Annotated in this window: 16 protein-coding genes and 1 tRNA gene; 15 read left to right on the top strand and 2 right to left on the bottom strand. The window is 45.5% G+C overall.

The genetic code is table 11. The features are described 5' to 3' along the window. The first annotated feature begins 7 nt into the window (after nucleotides 1-7). The 8 genes from trxB (at nucleotide 8) to NLX73_RS21715 (ending at nucleotide 7,904) form a co-directional block, all read left to right on the top strand. Complete coding sequence (trxB, locus tag NLX73_RS21750; RefSeq protein ID WP_013308252.1) at nucleotides 8-961, top strand: thioredoxin-disulfide reductase; 954 nt, start codon at nucleotides 8-10, stop codon at nucleotides 959-961. Between the two features lie 292 nt (nucleotides 962-1,253). Beyond that, on the top strand, nucleotides 1,254-2,204 hold the full coding sequence (locus NLX73_RS21745; protein WP_013308253.1) for an ROK family glucokinase: 951 nt from the start codon (nucleotides 1,254-1,256) through the stop codon (nucleotides 2,202-2,204). Between the two features lie 66 nt (nucleotides 2,205-2,270). Then, a complete protein-coding gene (rapZ, locus tag NLX73_RS21740) occupies nucleotides 2,271-3,170 on the top strand; it encodes an RNase adapter RapZ (RefSeq protein WP_013308254.1) in 900 nt (299 codons plus the stop codon). A 12-nt stretch (nucleotides 3,171-3,182) separates the two neighbouring features. Then, nucleotides 3,183-4,169, top strand: coding sequence for a gluconeogenesis factor YvcK family protein (locus NLX73_RS21735; protein ID WP_023986485.1), 987 nt, complete (start codon nucleotides 3,183-3,185; stop codon nucleotides 4,167-4,169). Between the two features lie 5 nt (nucleotides 4,170-4,174). Beyond that, nucleotides 4,175-5,119: a DNA-binding protein WhiA gene (gene whiA, locus NLX73_RS21730; protein WP_061830212.1), complete on the top strand. Its 945-nt coding sequence runs from the start codon at nucleotides 4,175-4,177 to the stop codon at nucleotides 5,117-5,119. Between the two features lie 136 nt (nucleotides 5,120-5,255). Continuing rightward, entirely contained in the window at nucleotides 5,256-5,525 is a 270-nt protein-coding gene (locus tag NLX73_RS21725) for an HPr family phosphocarrier protein (RefSeq protein WP_013368811.1), read from the top strand. A 274-nt stretch (nucleotides 5,526-5,799) separates the two neighbouring features. Next, complete coding sequence (locus NLX73_RS21720; RefSeq protein ID WP_254327308.1) at nucleotides 5,800-6,561, top strand: SIMPL domain-containing protein; 762 nt, start codon at nucleotides 5,800-5,802, stop codon at nucleotides 6,559-6,561. A 239-nt stretch (nucleotides 6,562-6,800) separates the two neighbouring features. After that, a complete protein-coding gene (locus tag NLX73_RS21715; RefSeq protein ID WP_254327307.1) occupies nucleotides 6,801-7,904 on the top strand; it encodes a PdaC/SigV domain-containing protein in 1,104 nt (367 codons plus the stop codon). 124 nt (nucleotides 7,905-8,028) lie between these two features. Here NLX73_RS21715 and clpP read toward each other — a convergent pair whose 3' ends face one another. Then, complete coding sequence (gene clpP / locus NLX73_RS21710) at nucleotides 8,029-8,625, bottom strand: ATP-dependent Clp endopeptidase proteolytic subunit ClpP (RefSeq protein WP_013368815.1); 597 nt, start codon at nucleotides 8,623-8,625, stop codon at nucleotides 8,029-8,031. Nucleotides 8,626-8,835: 210 nt separating this feature from the next. Beyond that, nucleotides 8,836-8,910: transfer RNA gene (locus NLX73_RS21705), tRNA-Arg, on the bottom strand. 269 nt (nucleotides 8,911-9,179) lie between these two features. On the opposite strand from NLX73_RS21705, the gene NLX73_RS21700 reads away from it, so the two are divergent. From NLX73_RS21700 to secG, 7 genes are all read left to right on the top strand, one after another. Beyond that, on the top strand, nucleotides 9,180-10,217 hold the full coding sequence (locus tag NLX73_RS21700) for a sugar-binding transcriptional regulator (RefSeq protein ID WP_013308261.1): 1,038 nt from the start codon (nucleotides 9,180-9,182) through the stop codon (nucleotides 10,215-10,217). A 93-nt stretch (nucleotides 10,218-10,310) separates the two neighbouring features. Continuing rightward, complete coding sequence (gene gap / locus NLX73_RS21695) at nucleotides 10,311-11,321, top strand: type I glyceraldehyde-3-phosphate dehydrogenase (protein WP_165179540.1); 1,011 nt, start codon at nucleotides 10,311-10,313, stop codon at nucleotides 11,319-11,321. A gap of 120 nt (nucleotides 11,322-11,441) precedes the next feature. After that, a complete protein-coding gene (locus tag NLX73_RS21690) occupies nucleotides 11,442-12,623 on the top strand; it encodes a phosphoglycerate kinase (protein ID WP_013308263.1) in 1,182 nt (393 codons plus the stop codon). A gap of 58 nt (nucleotides 12,624-12,681) precedes the next feature. Continuing rightward, nucleotides 12,682-13,434, top strand: coding sequence for a triose-phosphate isomerase (gene tpiA / locus NLX73_RS21685; RefSeq protein WP_013308264.1), 753 nt, complete (start codon nucleotides 12,682-12,684; stop codon nucleotides 13,432-13,434). Nucleotide 13,435: 1 nt separating this feature from the next. After that, nucleotides 13,436-14,980: a 2,3-bisphosphoglycerate-independent phosphoglycerate mutase gene (gene gpmI / locus NLX73_RS21680; RefSeq protein WP_254327306.1), complete on the top strand. Its 1,545-nt coding sequence runs from the start codon at nucleotides 13,436-13,438 to the stop codon at nucleotides 14,978-14,980. A 63-nt stretch (nucleotides 14,981-15,043) separates the two neighbouring features. Next, nucleotides 15,044-16,330, top strand: coding sequence for a phosphopyruvate hydratase (gene eno, locus NLX73_RS21675; protein WP_013308266.1), 1,287 nt, complete (start codon nucleotides 15,044-15,046; stop codon nucleotides 16,328-16,330). Between the two features lie 341 nt (nucleotides 16,331-16,671). Next, nucleotides 16,672-16,905: a preprotein translocase subunit SecG gene (secG, locus tag NLX73_RS21670; RefSeq protein WP_013308268.1), complete on the top strand. Its 234-nt coding sequence runs from the start codon at nucleotides 16,672-16,674 to the stop codon at nucleotides 16,903-16,905. Nucleotides 16,906-16,989: the final 84 nt, after the last annotated feature.

Here is a 16,989-nt window from a genome sequence, read left to right as displayed (position 1 = left end):
CAAACGTATGTATAAATCCATAATTATTGGTACAGGTCCTGCAGGCTACACAGCCGCTATTTATTTGGCACGTGCTAACATGAATCCGCTGATCATTGAAGGGATGCAGCCCGGTGGGCAGCTTACTACAACGACCGAAATTGAAAATTTCCCGGGTTTTGAGCAAGGTATCCTCGGGCCTGAACTGATGGATAATATGCGCAAGCAGGCTGAACGTTTTGGCGCTGAATTTACTTCCGGTTGGGTTGAGGAAGTGGATTTCAGCAAACGTCCTTTTAAAGTGAAGGTAGAGGGTAAAGGCATCATTGAGGCGGAGTCGGTCATTATTGCTACAGGTGCGTCCGCCAAATATCTAGGCATTCCGGGCGAGCAAGACAATGTAGGTCGCGGAGTCAGCACGTGCGCAACTTGCGATGGCTTCTTTTTCCGCGGGAAAAAGATTGTCGTGGTTGGCGGTGGCGATTCAGCCATGGAGGAAGCGAGCTTCTTGACCCGTTTTGCTTCCAGTGTAACCTTGGTCCATCGTCGCGATGAGTTGCGGGCGTCCAAAATTATGCAAGATCGCGCGCGTGAGAACGAAAAAGTACATTGGGCATTAAACCGGACTCCTCTGGAAGTTGTGACGGGAGAAGCTGGTTTAAAGGGTTTGAAGGTACACAATAATGAGACCAATCAGGATGAGCTGATTGAGGTAGATGGCGTATTCGTAGCCATCGGGCATACACCGAACACAGGTTTCCTGAACGGACAAATCCATACCGATGAACACGGCTATATTGTGGTGAAGCCAGGCACAACAGAAACGAATATCCCCGGAGTTTTTGCCTGTGGGGATGTACAGGATAACCGTTACCGGCAAGCTATTACGGCTGCGGGAACGGGCTGTATGGCGGCTATGGACTGCGAGAAGTATCTCGAAGGCAGTGCTGTTCACGACTGGAGCGAAACACTGGATCAATAAAAGAGTGACTATAGTACACAAAAAGGCTAGCAGGAGAGCGAAGGAAGCCTCTGTTATGCCGTATCTTTTGTTCAGGAAGAGAAAGCCTGCTGCGTTTGCACAGGCTTTCTCCTTTTTATGGGTGCATGAGGTTAAAAGTTCCGCTAATCGTACACTTTTCAACAAGGAAGTGTCCTTGACCGTAACGGGGGCTTCAATTATAGTTGGAACGTAGGAATACTATTATGAAGTAGGAATTGTAATCGTATATTTCATACCAGGTTTTTAAGTAAACACAAAGGTGGCTTGGAACATGTCTGAAAGTATCTATGTAGGTGTCGATTTGGGCGGTACCGCGATTAAAGTCGGCATTTGTAATGAAAACGGACAGCTTTTGCACACATATGAGGGACCAACCGAAACCGATAAAGGTGTAGACGTTGTCATCGGTAATATCGAAAAATATGTGCGGCATATTGTTGAGCAATCTCCTTATGAGTGGGATCAACTAAAGGGTGTCGGTGCAGGCGTTGCAGGTTTTACGAATGTTCGTGATGGTATTATTGTCCTCGCTCCTAATATTGGCTTTCGTGACGTACCGATCCGTGCGCTCCTAGAGAACCGGATTGGCAAGCCTGTGAAAATAGACAACGATGCGAATGTTGCTGCGCTGGGTGAGGCTTGGGCTGGTGCAGGCAAAGGCATAGAAAACTGCGTATGCTATACCCTGGGAACAGGAGTAGGTGGCGGTATTATTATAAACGGTAAAATATACCAAGGTTCTTCGGGCATGGCCGGAGAAATTGGCCATATCAGTGTCGTACCTGATCTGGAGGCTATTCAGTGTGGATGCGGCAAAATGGGTTGCTTGGAAACTGTATCTTCCGCAACAGGCATCATTCGTATGGCCAAGGACGCTGTGGAACGTGGCGACCGGACCTCTCTGGCGCTGGAAGATCAAATTGCTGCCAAGGAAGTATTTGATGCTGCTAAAGCTGGAGATGAAGTCGCGCTGCGTATTGTGAACCGGGCTGCCTTTTATTTGGGGAAATCCATGGCAGCGGTTGCCGCTGTGCTTAATCCAGAGTTGTTTATTATAGGCGGCGGTGTTTCTAAAGCAGGCGACTTTTTATTTGAAGAGATGCGTCGCGTATACGCCAAGCTGGCACCTGAACCGCTTCAAAAGGGTGTATATATCGTACCAGCGGTGCTAGGCAATGACGCAGGTATCGTAGGGGCTGCAGGGTTGCTGCTACGCTCCTGATTCACAGGTTATTGATAATACGGGTACTGGTATAGAGCGAAGAAGCAAAAGGAGAGGGAAGTCCATATGACAGACAACCTAAAAAATGCTGCGCCGTGGGCAACGCTCATTATTATTACGGGGATGTCAGGCGCAGGGAAGACCATTGCGGTTCAGAGCCTGGAAGACTTGGGCTTCTTCTGCGTTGATAATTTGCCCCCTGTACTGATTCCCAAATTTGCCGAGTTGATTGAGCAGTCGAACGGTAAAATAGGCAAGGTGGCACTCGTAATTGATTTACGCGGACGAGAATTTTTCACTGCCTTGTCGGAATCTTTGAATTATATTAAAGATCATTTTACGATTCATTGTGAAATTTTATTCTTAAATGCGAATGATGGCGTTCTCGTACAGCGGTATAAGGAAAGCCGTAGACGTCATCCGTTGGCTCCAGACGGCATGCCTTTGGATGGGATTCGGTTGGAGCGCAAGATGTTGGAAGAACTAAAAAGTTCAGCTACACAGGTTATTGATACAAGTGTGATGAAGCCTGCAACATTAAAGGCGAGGATTATTTCACGATTTTCTCATTTGGAGAGCAGTATGCTTTCCGTGAACATTACTTCTTTTGGCTTCAAGTATGGTATTCCCATTGATGCCGATCTTATATTCGATGTGCGCTTCCTGCCTAATCCCCACTACGTGGACCAACTACGTCCCCACACGGGACAGGATAGCGATGTATATGATTATGTCATGAAATGGCCCGAGACTCAGGCATTCTTGACCAAGTTGCTGGATATGTTACACTTTTTGATTCCGCAATATCGCAAAGAAGGCAAAAGCCAGGTCATTATCGGCATTGGCTGTACTGGCGGTAAGCATCGTTCTGTTGCAATATCGGAGTATTTAGGAAAAATGCTGGGTGCCAGCGAGACAGAATCTGTTTCTGTTTCGCATCGGGATGCTGATCGGGACCGGCATTAATGAGGTGAAATCATGAAAGAGACCGGATCACAACGGGAGCGCCCACGTATTGTTGTTATGGGCGGCGGAACCGGCTTGTCCGTCATGCTGCGGGGCTTAAAGCAAAAGCCGCTAGATATTACGGCTATTGTTACAGTCGCTGACGATGGCGGAAGTTCCGGGATTTTGCGCAGTGAGCTGCAGATGCCCCCTCCAGGGGATATTCGCAATGTGCTGACTGCCTTGGCTGACGTGGAACCAGTGATGTCAGATATGCTGAAATACCGTTTCGGTGCGGGATCAGGATTGTCAGGCCATAGCCTGGGTAATCTGATTTTAGCAGCGATGACCGATATATCGGGAGATTTCGTAACGGCGGTGCGTGAGCTTAGCCGTGTATTTGCTGTCCGGGGACGTGTGCTACCGGCAGCCGAGGAAGGCGTTGTGTTAAGCGCTGAGATGGAGGATGGCACGGTGATTACCGGGGAGTCCAAGATCCCGGAAGCGGGCGGACGCATCAAACGCGTCTTTCTTGAACCGACTCACGTGGAGCCGTTGCCTGAGGCTGTAGAGGCCATTAATGAAGCCGATGCGATTTTGATTGGCCCCGGCAGTCTATATACCAGCATATTACCGAATTTGCTTGTACCTAAACTCGCTGAAGCTGTAGTAAAATCAGACGCTATCAAAATATTTGTCTGTAACGTTATGACCCAGCCTGGCGAAACCGATGGTTATACGGTAGGAGATCACCTGCAAGCTATTTTTGAGCATGTAGGGCATCATCTCTTCGACTATGTCATTGTAAATAACGGAGAAATTCCACCCCAAGTACAGGAAATGTATGCGGAGCAGGGAGCCAAGCCAGTTCAAGTAGACATGGGCGAGCTGACCGACCGGGGATATAAAGTGGTGGCAGATACATTAGTTCTGTTCCGCACGTATTTACGGCATGATGCCGACAAATTGAGCCAGCATATTTACCAATTGGTACAAAACTGGATATTAAGAAGGAGGTGAGTCCCTTGTCCTTTGCGGCACAAACGAAAAAAGAGCTTACGATGATTGAAAGCCAGTCCTGCTGTGAGAAAGCGGAACTATCTGCACTTATACGTATGCTCGGATCCGTACAACTGTCGAATAAAAGGGTGATATTGGACGTGTCCACAGAAAATGCCGCGATTGCAAGGCGGATTTACTCCTTGATCAAGAAGCATTTTCAACTTCATATCGAACTGCTTGTACGGAAAAAAATGCGCTTGAAAAAAAATAATGTGTACATTGTCCGTATTCCCAATGGTGTGCAGCAACTGCTAAAGGATCTTTATATCGTCACAGAAGGTTTCTTATTCACTGACGGGATTAATCGGGATATCGTTCGGAAAAACTGTTGTAAGAGGGCTTATTTGCGGGGCGCCTTTATGGCAGGTGGCTCTGTCAACAATCCTGAAGGATCGTCTTACCACCTTGAAATTTCTTCGATGTATGAGGAGCATTGTCAGGCACTCGTTGATCTTGCGAATGAATTTCATCTAAATGCTCGCTGTATTGAGCGAAAAAAAGGTTTTATTCTCTACATCAAGGAAGGCGAGAAGATCATTGAGCTGCTCAGCATCATTGGGGCGCATCAAGCCTTGTTCAAATTTGAAGATGTACGCATTATGCGCGATATGCGCAATTCCGTAAATCGCATTGTCAATTGTGAAACGGCTAATTTGAACAAGACGATCGGAGCTGCTGTCCGGCAAATTGAGAATATTAAGTTGCTGGAGAGGGAAGTTGGTTTGGAGACCTTGCCGGATAAACTGCGTGAAGTGGCAGAAATTCGGCTCGCTCATCCCGATTTGAATTTGAAAGAAGTAGGGGAAATGCTCAAAGGGGTCGTGAGTAAATCGGGTGTAAATCATCGGCTTCGCAAAATTGATGAGATGGCTGACAAAATTAGGGGCGAAAATGGCCTGATTCCGTAAAAAGAGTGTCCATGGGGCTTTTAGCCCCGGTTTTTTTAGTTTTTTTTCTAGTGTCTGTCCCGGGTTAATGTTATAATGTGATAAATAAAATGGAGTAAGTAGTGTCCAGATTTATTTGATGAGGGGGTAAGCTGACATGTCAAAACATCCGGTAGTCGTACGCTTGAAAACAGGACTGCACGCCAGACCTGCTGCGTTGTTCGTACAGGAAGCGAATAAATATTCATCTGAGATTTTTGTGGAAAAAGAAGACAAAAAAGTTAATGCCAAGAGTATCATGGGTATTATGAGTCTTGCCATCAGTACAGGTACTGAAATCAATATTAGTGCTGAAGGTGCGGACGCCGAACAGGCTGTAAACGCTTTAGTAAGTCTGGTTAGTAAGGTAGAGCTGGAAAATCAATAAACAAAGATTTGCTTTGTAATATGGTGTATGCTCTTAGTGAAAAGCCCCCTTTGGGGCTTTTTTTTGTATCCAGAAAAAAGTCTTCGAACGCTCCTCCGTTAACTGTTCTATGTGTGGATTTGTTGAATATAGAGACCGTATTAAGTTCAAGTTATAAATAATTAAAATTTCCATGGTCATGCTCTGTTTCGGAAATATGTATGCTTGGCTGCAACCTTTTTCCGTCATTTCCGTCTGGAAGGTACAAACATTTACAAGAAAGAGGTTGAATTCAATGAGACTTTGGACAAAAACAGTAGCCACGGCAGTTCTCGCAGGAGCATTAATGGCAGGGGGAGTAGCAGGAGGATTATGGACAGGGGCAGATCGTGCCTATGCTGCGTCAACAGCTTCGACGGTAAACGGTGTAATTAATGTGACTGGAAGCGGGGAAGTATTGGCGAAGCCCAATATTGCTTATCTCTCTATCGGTGTACAATCAGAAGGGAATACGGCAGCCGCTGCTCAAAAAGCCAATGCTACAAAATTGAACAAGGTTACACAACTGCTGAAAGAAAAGTGGAGCATCAGCGCAGATGACATTCAGACCAGCCAGTTTTATGTACAGCCTAACTACACCTATAACGAAAAAGAAGGGCAAAAGCTCAAAGGGTACACTGCCAACCATACACTTTCCGTCAAATACCGCGATTTGGATAAAATCGGTCAGTTATTGGATGAGGCGACCAAGTCCGGAGCCAATAACGTGGATAATGTACGTTTTTCCGTGGAAGATCCTTCGACTTATGAAGAGGAAGCCATTACTAAGGCATTGGGAAGCGCACAATCTAAAGCGAGTGCTGTAGCTAAAGCAGCCAAACGCGGGTTAGGTGTCCTTGTGAGTGTGACGGTAGATGGCGGAGAAGCACAGGTCTTTACACAACGTGAAAATGCCATGTCAAAATCGCTCTTGGACGTAGCAGGTGGCGGGACAGAGATCCAATCAGGACAAGTAACAGTGAAAGTTCAGGTGTCGGCTCAGTACGAAATGAACTAATACAGATCATCAAACGAAGCCACAAGCGGCCTGCATCATGCGTAGGCTGGCTTGCTGGCTCTTTTTGTATATCGAAACCTTTTTGTAATGAGTCTGTCATAGCTAAGGGTTATTAGGTGTACATATTGAAATCGGAGAGTGTACAGATTGTAAACTACATACAATAGGGTATAGATATAATAAGAAAAGTAATTATCACACATACACAATACAGATCAATAACAGGAGGAATACTTAATATGAGTAAGCATGCGAAAAAATGGGGTTCAGCACTGCTAGCAGCAGGGATTTTAGCAGGAGTCGCAGCTGTTCCCGTTTCCTATATCCAGGCAGCATCGACCAAACAAGCGACAACACAGCAACCAGGAATCACCATCCAATGGAATGGTAAAACGTTGCCCGCTAAAGGTGTTCAAGTGAACGGGAGTACAATGATTCCGGTGGCCGCACTGCGTGACAGCCTGGGAATTCCAGTAAGCTATGATGCGAAAACAGCGACATATACCGTAGGTAGCGGGTACAATAAACTTTACATTATGGCTTCTTCCTCGGATGCCTACGTCAACGTCAATGGAATCAATACACGTAGCATGGATGCCAAACAGATCGCTGGGAAGCTATACATTCCTATGAGTCTGCTGAAAGACTATCTAGGCATAGATGCTCAATGGAATGCTGCTCAGAAAACAGTAACGCTGAGTAAAAGCCAGCTAAATCCGATCACCATTGCGTCTCAAACACTTCCAGCATCGAGTAATGCGAAGGTGTCCTACAAGATTAAGTACCCGCAAATCAGCGGCAGCCAGCTGAATCCTGAGGCTCAACAGGCCATTAACAATGTGCTTAAAAAGCATGCAGAGGGTATATTGGCAGCAGGCAAAAAGATGATGGCTGAGGGAGAGGCTACAACAGAAAGACCGTATGAGTTCGGAAATGATTTTGCGATTGCCTATAACAAAAATGGTATTCTGAGTGTAATTATGCAGGATTACTCGTATACGGGTGGCGCACATGGCATGACGGCACGTAAAGGATATACGTTCTCGCTCGCTGATGGTAAACTGCTGCAATTGTCTGACGTTTTGAAGGCAAATCCGAACTACAAAAAGTTCCTCAATGCTGATTTGAAGAAAAAAATCGATGCGCTTCAGGCTGGCGAAGGATTCGGCAAATTTAAAGAGCTGGCGGCAGATCAGAATTTTTATGTGACGAGCAGTGGAGTAACAATCGTGTTTGATTTGTATGATTATGCGCCATACGCGTATGGAATTCCAGAGTTCACCTACTCGTTCGGTCAACTGCTGCCACAAGGCGGAAAGCCTTTTGCGGGACAGAGTGAATAGTACAAATAAACAATTCCAATTGTATATAACCTAAAAAAACAATAAAGCAAAAAAGCTGCCTACCGGATAAAACATCCGGGGCAGCTTTTTCATTTACCAGCTATCGAGAGGCAAATTTCTTCTCTTATACACCTTCTGGAGAGGAGCTAGTTAGCACTTTATCAATAATACCGTATTCCTTGGCATCATCAGCGGACATGAAGTAGTCACGGTCTGTGTCTTTTTCAATGCGCTCCAGTGGTTGGCCTGTGCGATCTGCGAGAATGCGGTTCAATTTGTCACGCATTTTCAGAATGCGGCGTGCCCGGATTTCAATATCCGTTGCCTGGCCTTGTGCACCACCCAGTGGTTGGTGAATCATAATTTCACTGTTTGGCAAAGCGAAACGTTTACCTTTGGCGCCTGCATTTAGCAAGAACGCGCCCATGGAAGCCGCCATACCTACGCAAATCGTAGATACGTCAGGTTTGATGTATTGCATCGTATCGAAAATGGCCATACCAGCTGTAATGGAACCGCCAGGACTGTTAATATACAAGTGAATATCTTTTTCAGGATCTTCGGCAGCCAAAAACAGCATTTGCGCAATAATAGAGTTGGCTACAACGTCATTGACGTCCGAGCCTAACAAAATAATGCGATCCTTCAACAGTCTGGAATAAATGTCATAGGCGCGTTCGCCGCGGTTACTTTGTTCTACTACCATAGGAACATAGCTCACGTCAAAAAACCTCCCTTAAATATCGTTAGTGGATTTGGTGGACATGCCGATTACACGTCCCTTATTTATAAACTGTTACCGTATTAACCACATGATAAACAATTTCAAACAAAAAGTCAAAGAAAGTCAAACTAATGATTAAAAAAAAGAGCCCTCAGCGCTCTTATCGGTTAAAACATTATATAGAAGCATTTATGAGTTCATTTAAAATGGCGCGCCCGCGAGGAATCGAACCTCGATCTCAGGCTCCGGAGGCCTACGTCATATCCGTTGGACCACGGGCGCATAGTTCAATCAATGCAAACAACTAACTAATTAAACAGCTAATTGGAAACAAAGATGATTATATGATATACAGCAGTGAATTGCAAGCTTTTATTAAATGCGCATATTCAGGCAAATGGTTGAGAAATATAGGTTCAGATAGACTTGCATGTGGAGCAAATATTGGTTAAGATATACGTGGGACTTAAAAAGTTATCCCGGGACGTTTTAAGACCAGTTAGAGATAGAGCATTAGAGACAGAACTTAGAAGTGTGCGGGAGTGGAAAGCATGCGAAAGATATTAGAAATACAGAAGCAGCTTCTGCCCGACCTCATGGATGTTTTGAAAAAAAGGTACACGATCCTGCATCAGATTATGCTGTCCGATGTTGTTGGACGCAGAACACTGGCAGCTTCACTGAACATGACTGAGCGCGTGTTGCGCGCCGAAACCGATCTTCTTAAAGCTCAAGGGCTAATTGAGATTGAGAGTGTAGGCATGAAGGTGAGCAAAGCAGGACTGGATCTGCTGGAACAGCTGGAGCCGATTGCGAACAACTTGTTCGGCCTGTCCCAATTGGAGGACCAGATTCGTCAAGCCTATGGTTTGAGGAAGGTGGTTGTCGTTCCAGGGGATTCGGATGCTTCTCCGTTAACAAAGCAGGAGCTGGGGCGCGCTGGAGCAAAAGCGTTGCTGAGTGTTATGGACGACGAGGATGTGGTCGCTGTAACAGGTGGCACGACGATTGCCGACGTGGCGGAACAACTGGCACTACCTTCTAATGGCCCACTTAAGGGTGGGTGGTTTGTACCAGCACGCGGGGGGTTGGGAGAAAGCATGGAAATGCAGGCCAACACAATTGCTTCCACAATGGCTCGCAAGGTAGGCGCTCAATACCGTCTGCTCCATGTACCGGATTTGCTCAGCAATCATGCTTACAACTCCTTGCTTGAAGATACGAACATTCAGGATATATTGAACCTGATTCGCGAGAGTCGTATCATCATTCACGGGATAGGCAACGCCATAGCGATGGCACATAGACGTAAACTTGATCCCGAAACCTTTGCTCAGATCAGCAGTGAGGGGGCCGTTGCCGAATCGTTTGGTTATTACTTTAACGAAGATGGCGTCGTTGTTCACAGAATGCTGACGCTTGGACTTCGATTAGAGGACATCAGGCGTACCGATACGGTTCTAGGTGTAGCTGGAGGCAAGAGCAAGGCGGCCGCTATTCATGCGGTACTGCGTTTCGGACAAGAAGACATTCTAGTCACCGACGAAGGCGCTGCTGCCGAGATTGTAAGTCATTATTTAAATGGTTAAGATGGATTTATGAATGGTGTTGTCTTGACGGGCTTTCGGGTCTGTCTTGAATATATAAAACTAAACTAAACGAACTTTGGGAGGAACTCACTCATGACAGTTAAAGTTGGTATTAACGGTTTCGGACGTATTGGACGCCTTGCTTTCCGCCGGATTCAAAACGTGGAAGGTATTGAAGTAGTAGCAATCAATGACTTGACAGATTCCAAAATGTTGGCACATTTGTTGAAATATGATACAACACAAGGTACTTTCCAAGGAGAAGTAGAAGTACATGACGGCTTCTTCAAAGTAAACGGTAAAGAAGTTAAAGTTTTGGCTAACCGCAACCCTGAAGAACTGCCTTGGGGAGACCTGGGTGTAGACATCGTTCTGGAATGCACAGGTTTCTTCACAACTAAAGAAGCTGCTGAGAAACATTTGAAAGGCGGCGCTAAAAAAGTTGTTATTTCCGCTCCAGCTACTGGCGACATGAAAACTGTCGTTTATAACGTAAACCATGAAATTCTGGACGGTACTGAAACTGTAATCTCCGGTGCTTCTTGCACAACAAACTGCTTGGCTCCTATGGCTAAAACACTGCAAGACAAATTCGGTATCATCGAAGGTTTGATGACTACAATTCACGCTTACACTGGCGACCAAAACACTTTGGATGCTCCACATGCTAAAGGTGACTTCCGTCGTGCTCGCGCAGCAGCTGAAAACATCATTCCTAACACAACTGGTGCTGCAAAAGCTATCGGTCTGGTAATTCCTGAACTGAAAGGTAAACTGGATGGCGCGGCTCAACGTGTTCCAGTAGCAACTGGTTCCCTGACTGAGTTGGTAACAGTTCTGGAGAAAAACGTAACTGCTGAAGAAATCAACGCAGCAATGAAAGAAGCTTCTGATGCTGATACTTTTGGATACACTGAAGATCAAATCGTTTCTTCCGACATCAAAGGTATCACTTACGGTTCTTTGTTTGATGCAACTCAAACTAAAGTTCTGACTGTTGGCGACAAACAACTGGTGAAAACTGTAGCTTGGTATGACAACGAAATGTCCTACACTGCACAATTGATCCGCACGTTGGAATACTTCGCAAAACTGGCTAAATAAGAACAGTCTTATTGAGCAATAACATAGAGCGGAAACAGGTTATTGTTTCCGCTCTTTATATATCAAATGTGCCTTAAATTCCTGTTTCGTAAAATTATAAGGGTGCGGAGGAATATGGAGATGAACAAAAAGAGCGTACGTGATATAGAACTGAATGGAAAACGGGTGTTTGTTCGTGTAGATTTTAACGTTCCGGTTGAGGACGGTAAAATTACGGATGACAAGCGTATTCGTGAAACCTTGCCAACCATTAACTACTTGATTGAAAAAGGTGCAAAAGTTATTTTGGCGAGTCACTTTGGACGTCCAAAAGGTCAGGTTGTTGAATCCATGCGTCTGACTCCTGTTGGCGTACGTTTGTCTGAGCTGCTGAAAAAGCCAGTAGTTAAAGTGGACGAATCGGTAGGCGAAGCTGTTAAAGCGAAAGTGGCTGAACTGCAAAACGGCGACGTGCTGTTGCTTGAAAATGTACGTTTTTATGCAGGAGAAGAAAAGAATGATCCTGAATTGGCGAAGCAATTTGCTGAACTGGCCGACGTTTTCGTGAATGATGCATTTGGTGCAGCACACCGTGCTCATGCTTCCACTGAAGGTATCGCTCATATTCTTCCGGCTGTTTCTGGCTTGCTGATGGAAAGAGAATTATCTGTCATTGGTAAAGCTTTGTCGAATCCAGACCGTCCTTTTACAGCCATTATCGGCGGTTCCAAAGTAAAAGACAAAATCGACGTGATCGACAACCTGCTGAACATTGCAGATAACGTAATCATTGGTGGCGGTTTGACTTATACATTCTTCAAAGCTCAAGGTCATGAAGTGGGTCAATCTTTGCTGGATGAATCCAAACTGGACGTAGCTCTTGGATTTATTGAAAAAGCGAAGAAACTCGGCAAAAACTTCTATCTTCCGGTTGATATTGTTGTATCTGACGATTTCAGCGCTACGGCGAACACGGACATTGTGGATATCGACGGCATTCCTGCAGATTGGGAAGGCGTGGACATCGGACCGAAAACACGTAAAATCTATGCAGATGTGATCAAAAACTCCAAACTGGTTGTATGGAACGGACCAATGGGCGTATTTGAAATCGAGCCTTTCGCTGGTGGTACTCGTGAAGTAGCGGAAGCTTGCGCAACAACTGAAGCATACACCATCATTGGTGGCGGTGATTCTGCGGCTGCGGCTGAAAAATTCCACTTGGCTGACAAAATGGATCATATCTCTACTGGCGGCGGCGCATCACTTGAATTTATGGAAGGCAAAGCACTTCCGGGTGTTGTCGCACTGAACGATAAATAATAAACGCACTATGAGTGAATAAAGCTTTAGGGCACCTAATAGTTAGGAGTTGAAACCATTGAGAACACCGATTATCGCGGGTAACTGGAAGATGTTTAAAACCGTACCAGAAGCTAAAACTTTCATCGAAGAGATCAAAGGCAAAGCAGAGGTTGCAGGAGTGGAAAGCGTGATTTGCGCACCATTTACGAATCTTCCTGCTCTGGTTGAAGCAGTAAAAGGCACGTCTATTAAAATTGGCGCACAAAACCTGCACTTTGCAGAAGATGGTGCATTTACAGGTGAAATTAGCGGTGGAATGCTGAAAGATCTGGGCGTAGATTACGTTGTGATCGGACACTCCGAGCGTCGTGAATATTTTAATGAAACAGACGAAACGGTGAACAAAAAGGTTCATGCGGCATTCCGTCATGGCCTGACTCCAATCGTGTGTGTAGGCGAAAAGCTGGAAGACCGTGAAGCTGGACAAACCAAAGAGGTTGTAAAAGTGCAAACTGTAGCAGCTTTTGCTGGTTTGGCTAAGGATCAGGCTGCACAAGTAGTTGTTGCTTATGAGCCGATCTGGGCCATCGGAACAGGCAAATCCTCCACTTCGCAAGATGCGAATGAAGTGATTTCCTATATCCGCAGTCTGATTAAAGAGCTGTATGATGAAAATACAGCAAATGCTGTACGTATTCAGTATGGTGGCAGTGTAAAACCTGAAAATGTTACTGAGTACCTGGGTCAAAGCGATATCGACGGCGCGCTCGTGGGCGGTGCCAGTCTTCAACCGGCGTCGTACATCGCGCTTGTTGAGGGGGCGAAGTAAGATGACAGCACCAAAACCGGTAGCTTTAATTATTATGGACGGGTTCGGATTGCGTGACACCGTAGAAGGTAATGCGGTTGCGCAGGCCAACAAACCGAATTACGACCGGTATTTACAACAGTATTCTCATACAACGCTGACGGCTTCTGGCGAAGCAGTGGGTCTGCCTGAAGGACAAATGGGTAACTCCGAAGTAGGTCACTTGAACATCGGCGCAGGCCGAATTGTATATCAAGACTTGACTCGTATTTCGAAGTCCATCCGTGAAGGTGAATTCTACGACAATGAAACACTGGTTAAAGCAGTGCAACATGCCAAGAAGAACAACACGAAACTTCACCTGTACGGACTTCTGTCCGACGGCGGCGTGCATAGCCATATCAGCCATCTGTTCGCTATGCTGGACTTGGCGAAAAAAGAAGGCTTAACAGAAGTGTACATTCATGCTTTCATGGATGGACGCGACGTTATGCCTGACAGCGGCGTAGGCTTCATGCAGCAGCTGATCGCTAAAATTCAAGAAGTGGGCGTAGGTAAAATTGCGACTGTACAAGGACGCTATTATGCTATGGACCGCGACAAACGTTGGGAACGTGTAGAGAAATCCTACCGTGCAATCGTGTACGGAGAAGGTCCTCAATACACAGATCCAATGGAAGCATTAAAAGAATCGTATGAAAAATCAGTGTTCGACGAATTTGTGGAGCCAACGGTTATTGTGAAGGCTGACGGAAGTCCTGTAGGTCTGGTCGAAAGCAATGACTCTGTTATCTTCCTCAATTTCCGTCCTGACCGTGCGATTCAACTGTCTCAGGTATTTACAAACGCGGACTTCCGTGGTTTTGACCGTGGCCCGAAATGGCCTAAAGATTTGCACTTTGTGTGCCTGACGTTGTTCAGCGAAACGGTTGAAGGCTTTGTAGCTTACGAACCGAAAAACCTGGATAACACGTTTGGTGAAGTGTTGGTTCAAAACAACAAAAAGCAATTGCGTATTGCTGAGACTGAAAAATATCCGCACGTTACTTTCTTTTTCAGTGGCGGACGTGATGTGGAGCTTCCTGGCGAAACTCGTATTTTGATCAACTCGCCTAAAGTGGCTACATATGACTTGCAGCCGGAAATGAGTGCGTATGAAGTAGCGGATGCTGCTGTTAAGGAAATCGAAGCCGACAAGCATGATGCAATTATCCTGAACTTTGCCAATCCGGATATGGTTGGACACTCCGGTATGCTGGAGCCAACGATTAAGGCGGTAGAGACGACGGATGAATGTGTTGGACGTGTTGTAGATGCGGTTAAAGCCAAAGGCGGCGTGGTTATTATCATTGCTGACCATGGTAACGCGGATATGGAAATTGATGAGCAGGGACGTCCGTTCACAGCTCACACAACTAATCCGGTTCCGTTCATTTTGACTGACGAAAATATCGTTTTGCGTGAGCATGGAATACTGGCTGACGTAGCTCCAACGCTTCTGGATTTGATGCAACTTCCGCAACCTGCGGAAATGACAGGAAAATCTATGATTGCATCCCGCAAGTAAGCTTGATTTAATAAGTATAGGCTTGACCAATAAATCATGATTCACAAAGGAGATTAAGTACAAATGACTATTATTTCTGACGTGTACGCTCGCGAAGTCCTCGACTCCCGTGGTAACCCTACGGTTGAAGTTGAAGTATATCTGGAATCCGGTGCTATCGGTAGTGCTATCGTTCCTTCCGGTGCCTCCACAGGCGCTCACGAAGCTGTAGAGCTTCGTGATAACGACAAATCCCGTTACCTGGGTAAAGGCGTTCTGCAAGCTGTTAAAAACGTGAACGAAATTATTGCTCCTGAAGTAATCGGCTTGGATGCTGTGAACCAAGTAGAAATCGACACGCTGATGATCAAATTGGATGGTACACATAACAAAGGTAAATTGGGTGCAAACGCAATTCTGGCTGTATCCATGGCTGTAGCTCGCGCTGCTGCTGAAGCTCTGGGCTTGCCACTGTACACTTACCTGGGTGGATTCAATGCTAAACAATTGCCAGTACCAATGATGAACATCGTTAACGGTGGCGCTCATGCCGACAATAACGTTGACGTACAAGAGTTCATGGTTCTGCCTGTAGGCGCTCCTACATTTAAAGAAGCTCTGCGTGTAGGCGCAGAAATCTTCCACAACCTGAAATCCGTACTGAACTCCAAAGGTTTGAACACAGCTGTTGGTGATGAAGGTGGTTTTGCTCCTAACTTCAAATCTAACGAAGAAGCTCTGTCCACTATTATCGAAGCAATCGAAAAAGCTGGTTACAAACCAGGTGTTGACGTATTCCTCGGTATGGACGTTGCTTCCACTGAGTTCTTCAAAGATGGAAAATACACTTTGGAAGGCGAAGGCAAATCCTTCACTTCTGCTGAGTTCGTTGACCTGCTTGCTTCTTGGGTTGATAAATACCCAATCATCACTATTGAAGATGGTTGCTCCGAAGATGACTGGGAAGGTTGGAAATTGCTCACTGAAAAATTGGGCAACAAAATCCAATTGGTTGGTGACGACCTGTTCGTAACAAACACAGAGCGTCTGGCTAAAGGTATCGATGAAAACATCGGTAACTCCATCCTGATCAAAGTAAACCAAATCGGTACGCTGACTGAAACATTCGATGCTATCGAATTGGCTAAACGTGCAGGATACACAGCTGTTATCTCTCACCGTTCTGGTGAATCCGAAGACAGCACAATCGCTGATATCGCTGTTGCAACAAATGCAGGCCAAATTAAAACAGGTGCTCCTTCCCGTACTGATCGTATTGCGAAGTACAACCAATTGCTCCGCATTGAGGATCAACTGGGTGAACTGGCTCAATACCACGGCCTGAAATCTTTCTACAACCTAAAAAAATAATATTGCGCAAAAATGCTGATGACGTCTCTTGACTCATGGTTTATGATCATGAAGTCTGAACGCTCAAAGCTTTTTCGCATGAATAAAACAGGCCTACTCGCCACCGCGAGCAGGTCTGTTTTTTGTTATTATGGATGTGTATGAGAATTTATAACTTTGCAAAGGCTTAATGGCTGAGTGACTTGCTATAGCTGTTGTTATCTACTGGAAGCTGTGGTAGAATAAAAATAGTGTTTTGCGTTAATTTCCGGCTATTTATAACATGATATGTACATGTTTTCATAAAAGAGGCTGTGTTGTTTTGCAAAACAGATGTATAAGCTCAGGAGGTGGGATTTTTCATGGAAATCTTTTTGAAAGTGCTGCTCGTTGTGTTCTCGATTGCTGTTATTGCGGTTGTTTTACTGCAAAAGGGGAAAAGCGCAGGTTTGTCCGGTGCCATCTCTGGCGGTGCTGAGCATCTGTTCGGCAAGACAAAAGCTCGCGGTATGGATTTGATTTTACAACGCGCAACTGCTGTTTTGGGTGCGGGTTTCATGATCGTTTCTGTTTTAGTTGCATTTTTTGCAAAATAAGATAAATATGTACCTTAAGCCTTCGTTTCGCGGGAAACGGGGGCTTTTTTTAGATTTTGGACAGGCAGGGATGCCGTCGATTAA

The organism is Paenibacillus sp. CH40 (genome assembly GCF_024213605.1).
In the GTDB taxonomy this organism is placed as follows: domain Bacteria; phylum Bacillota; class Bacilli; order Paenibacillales; family Paenibacillaceae; genus Paenibacillus; species Paenibacillus polymyxa_B.
Note: the sequence above shows the minus strand (reverse complement) of the source record. Positions and strands in the feature narration are given on the sequence as shown.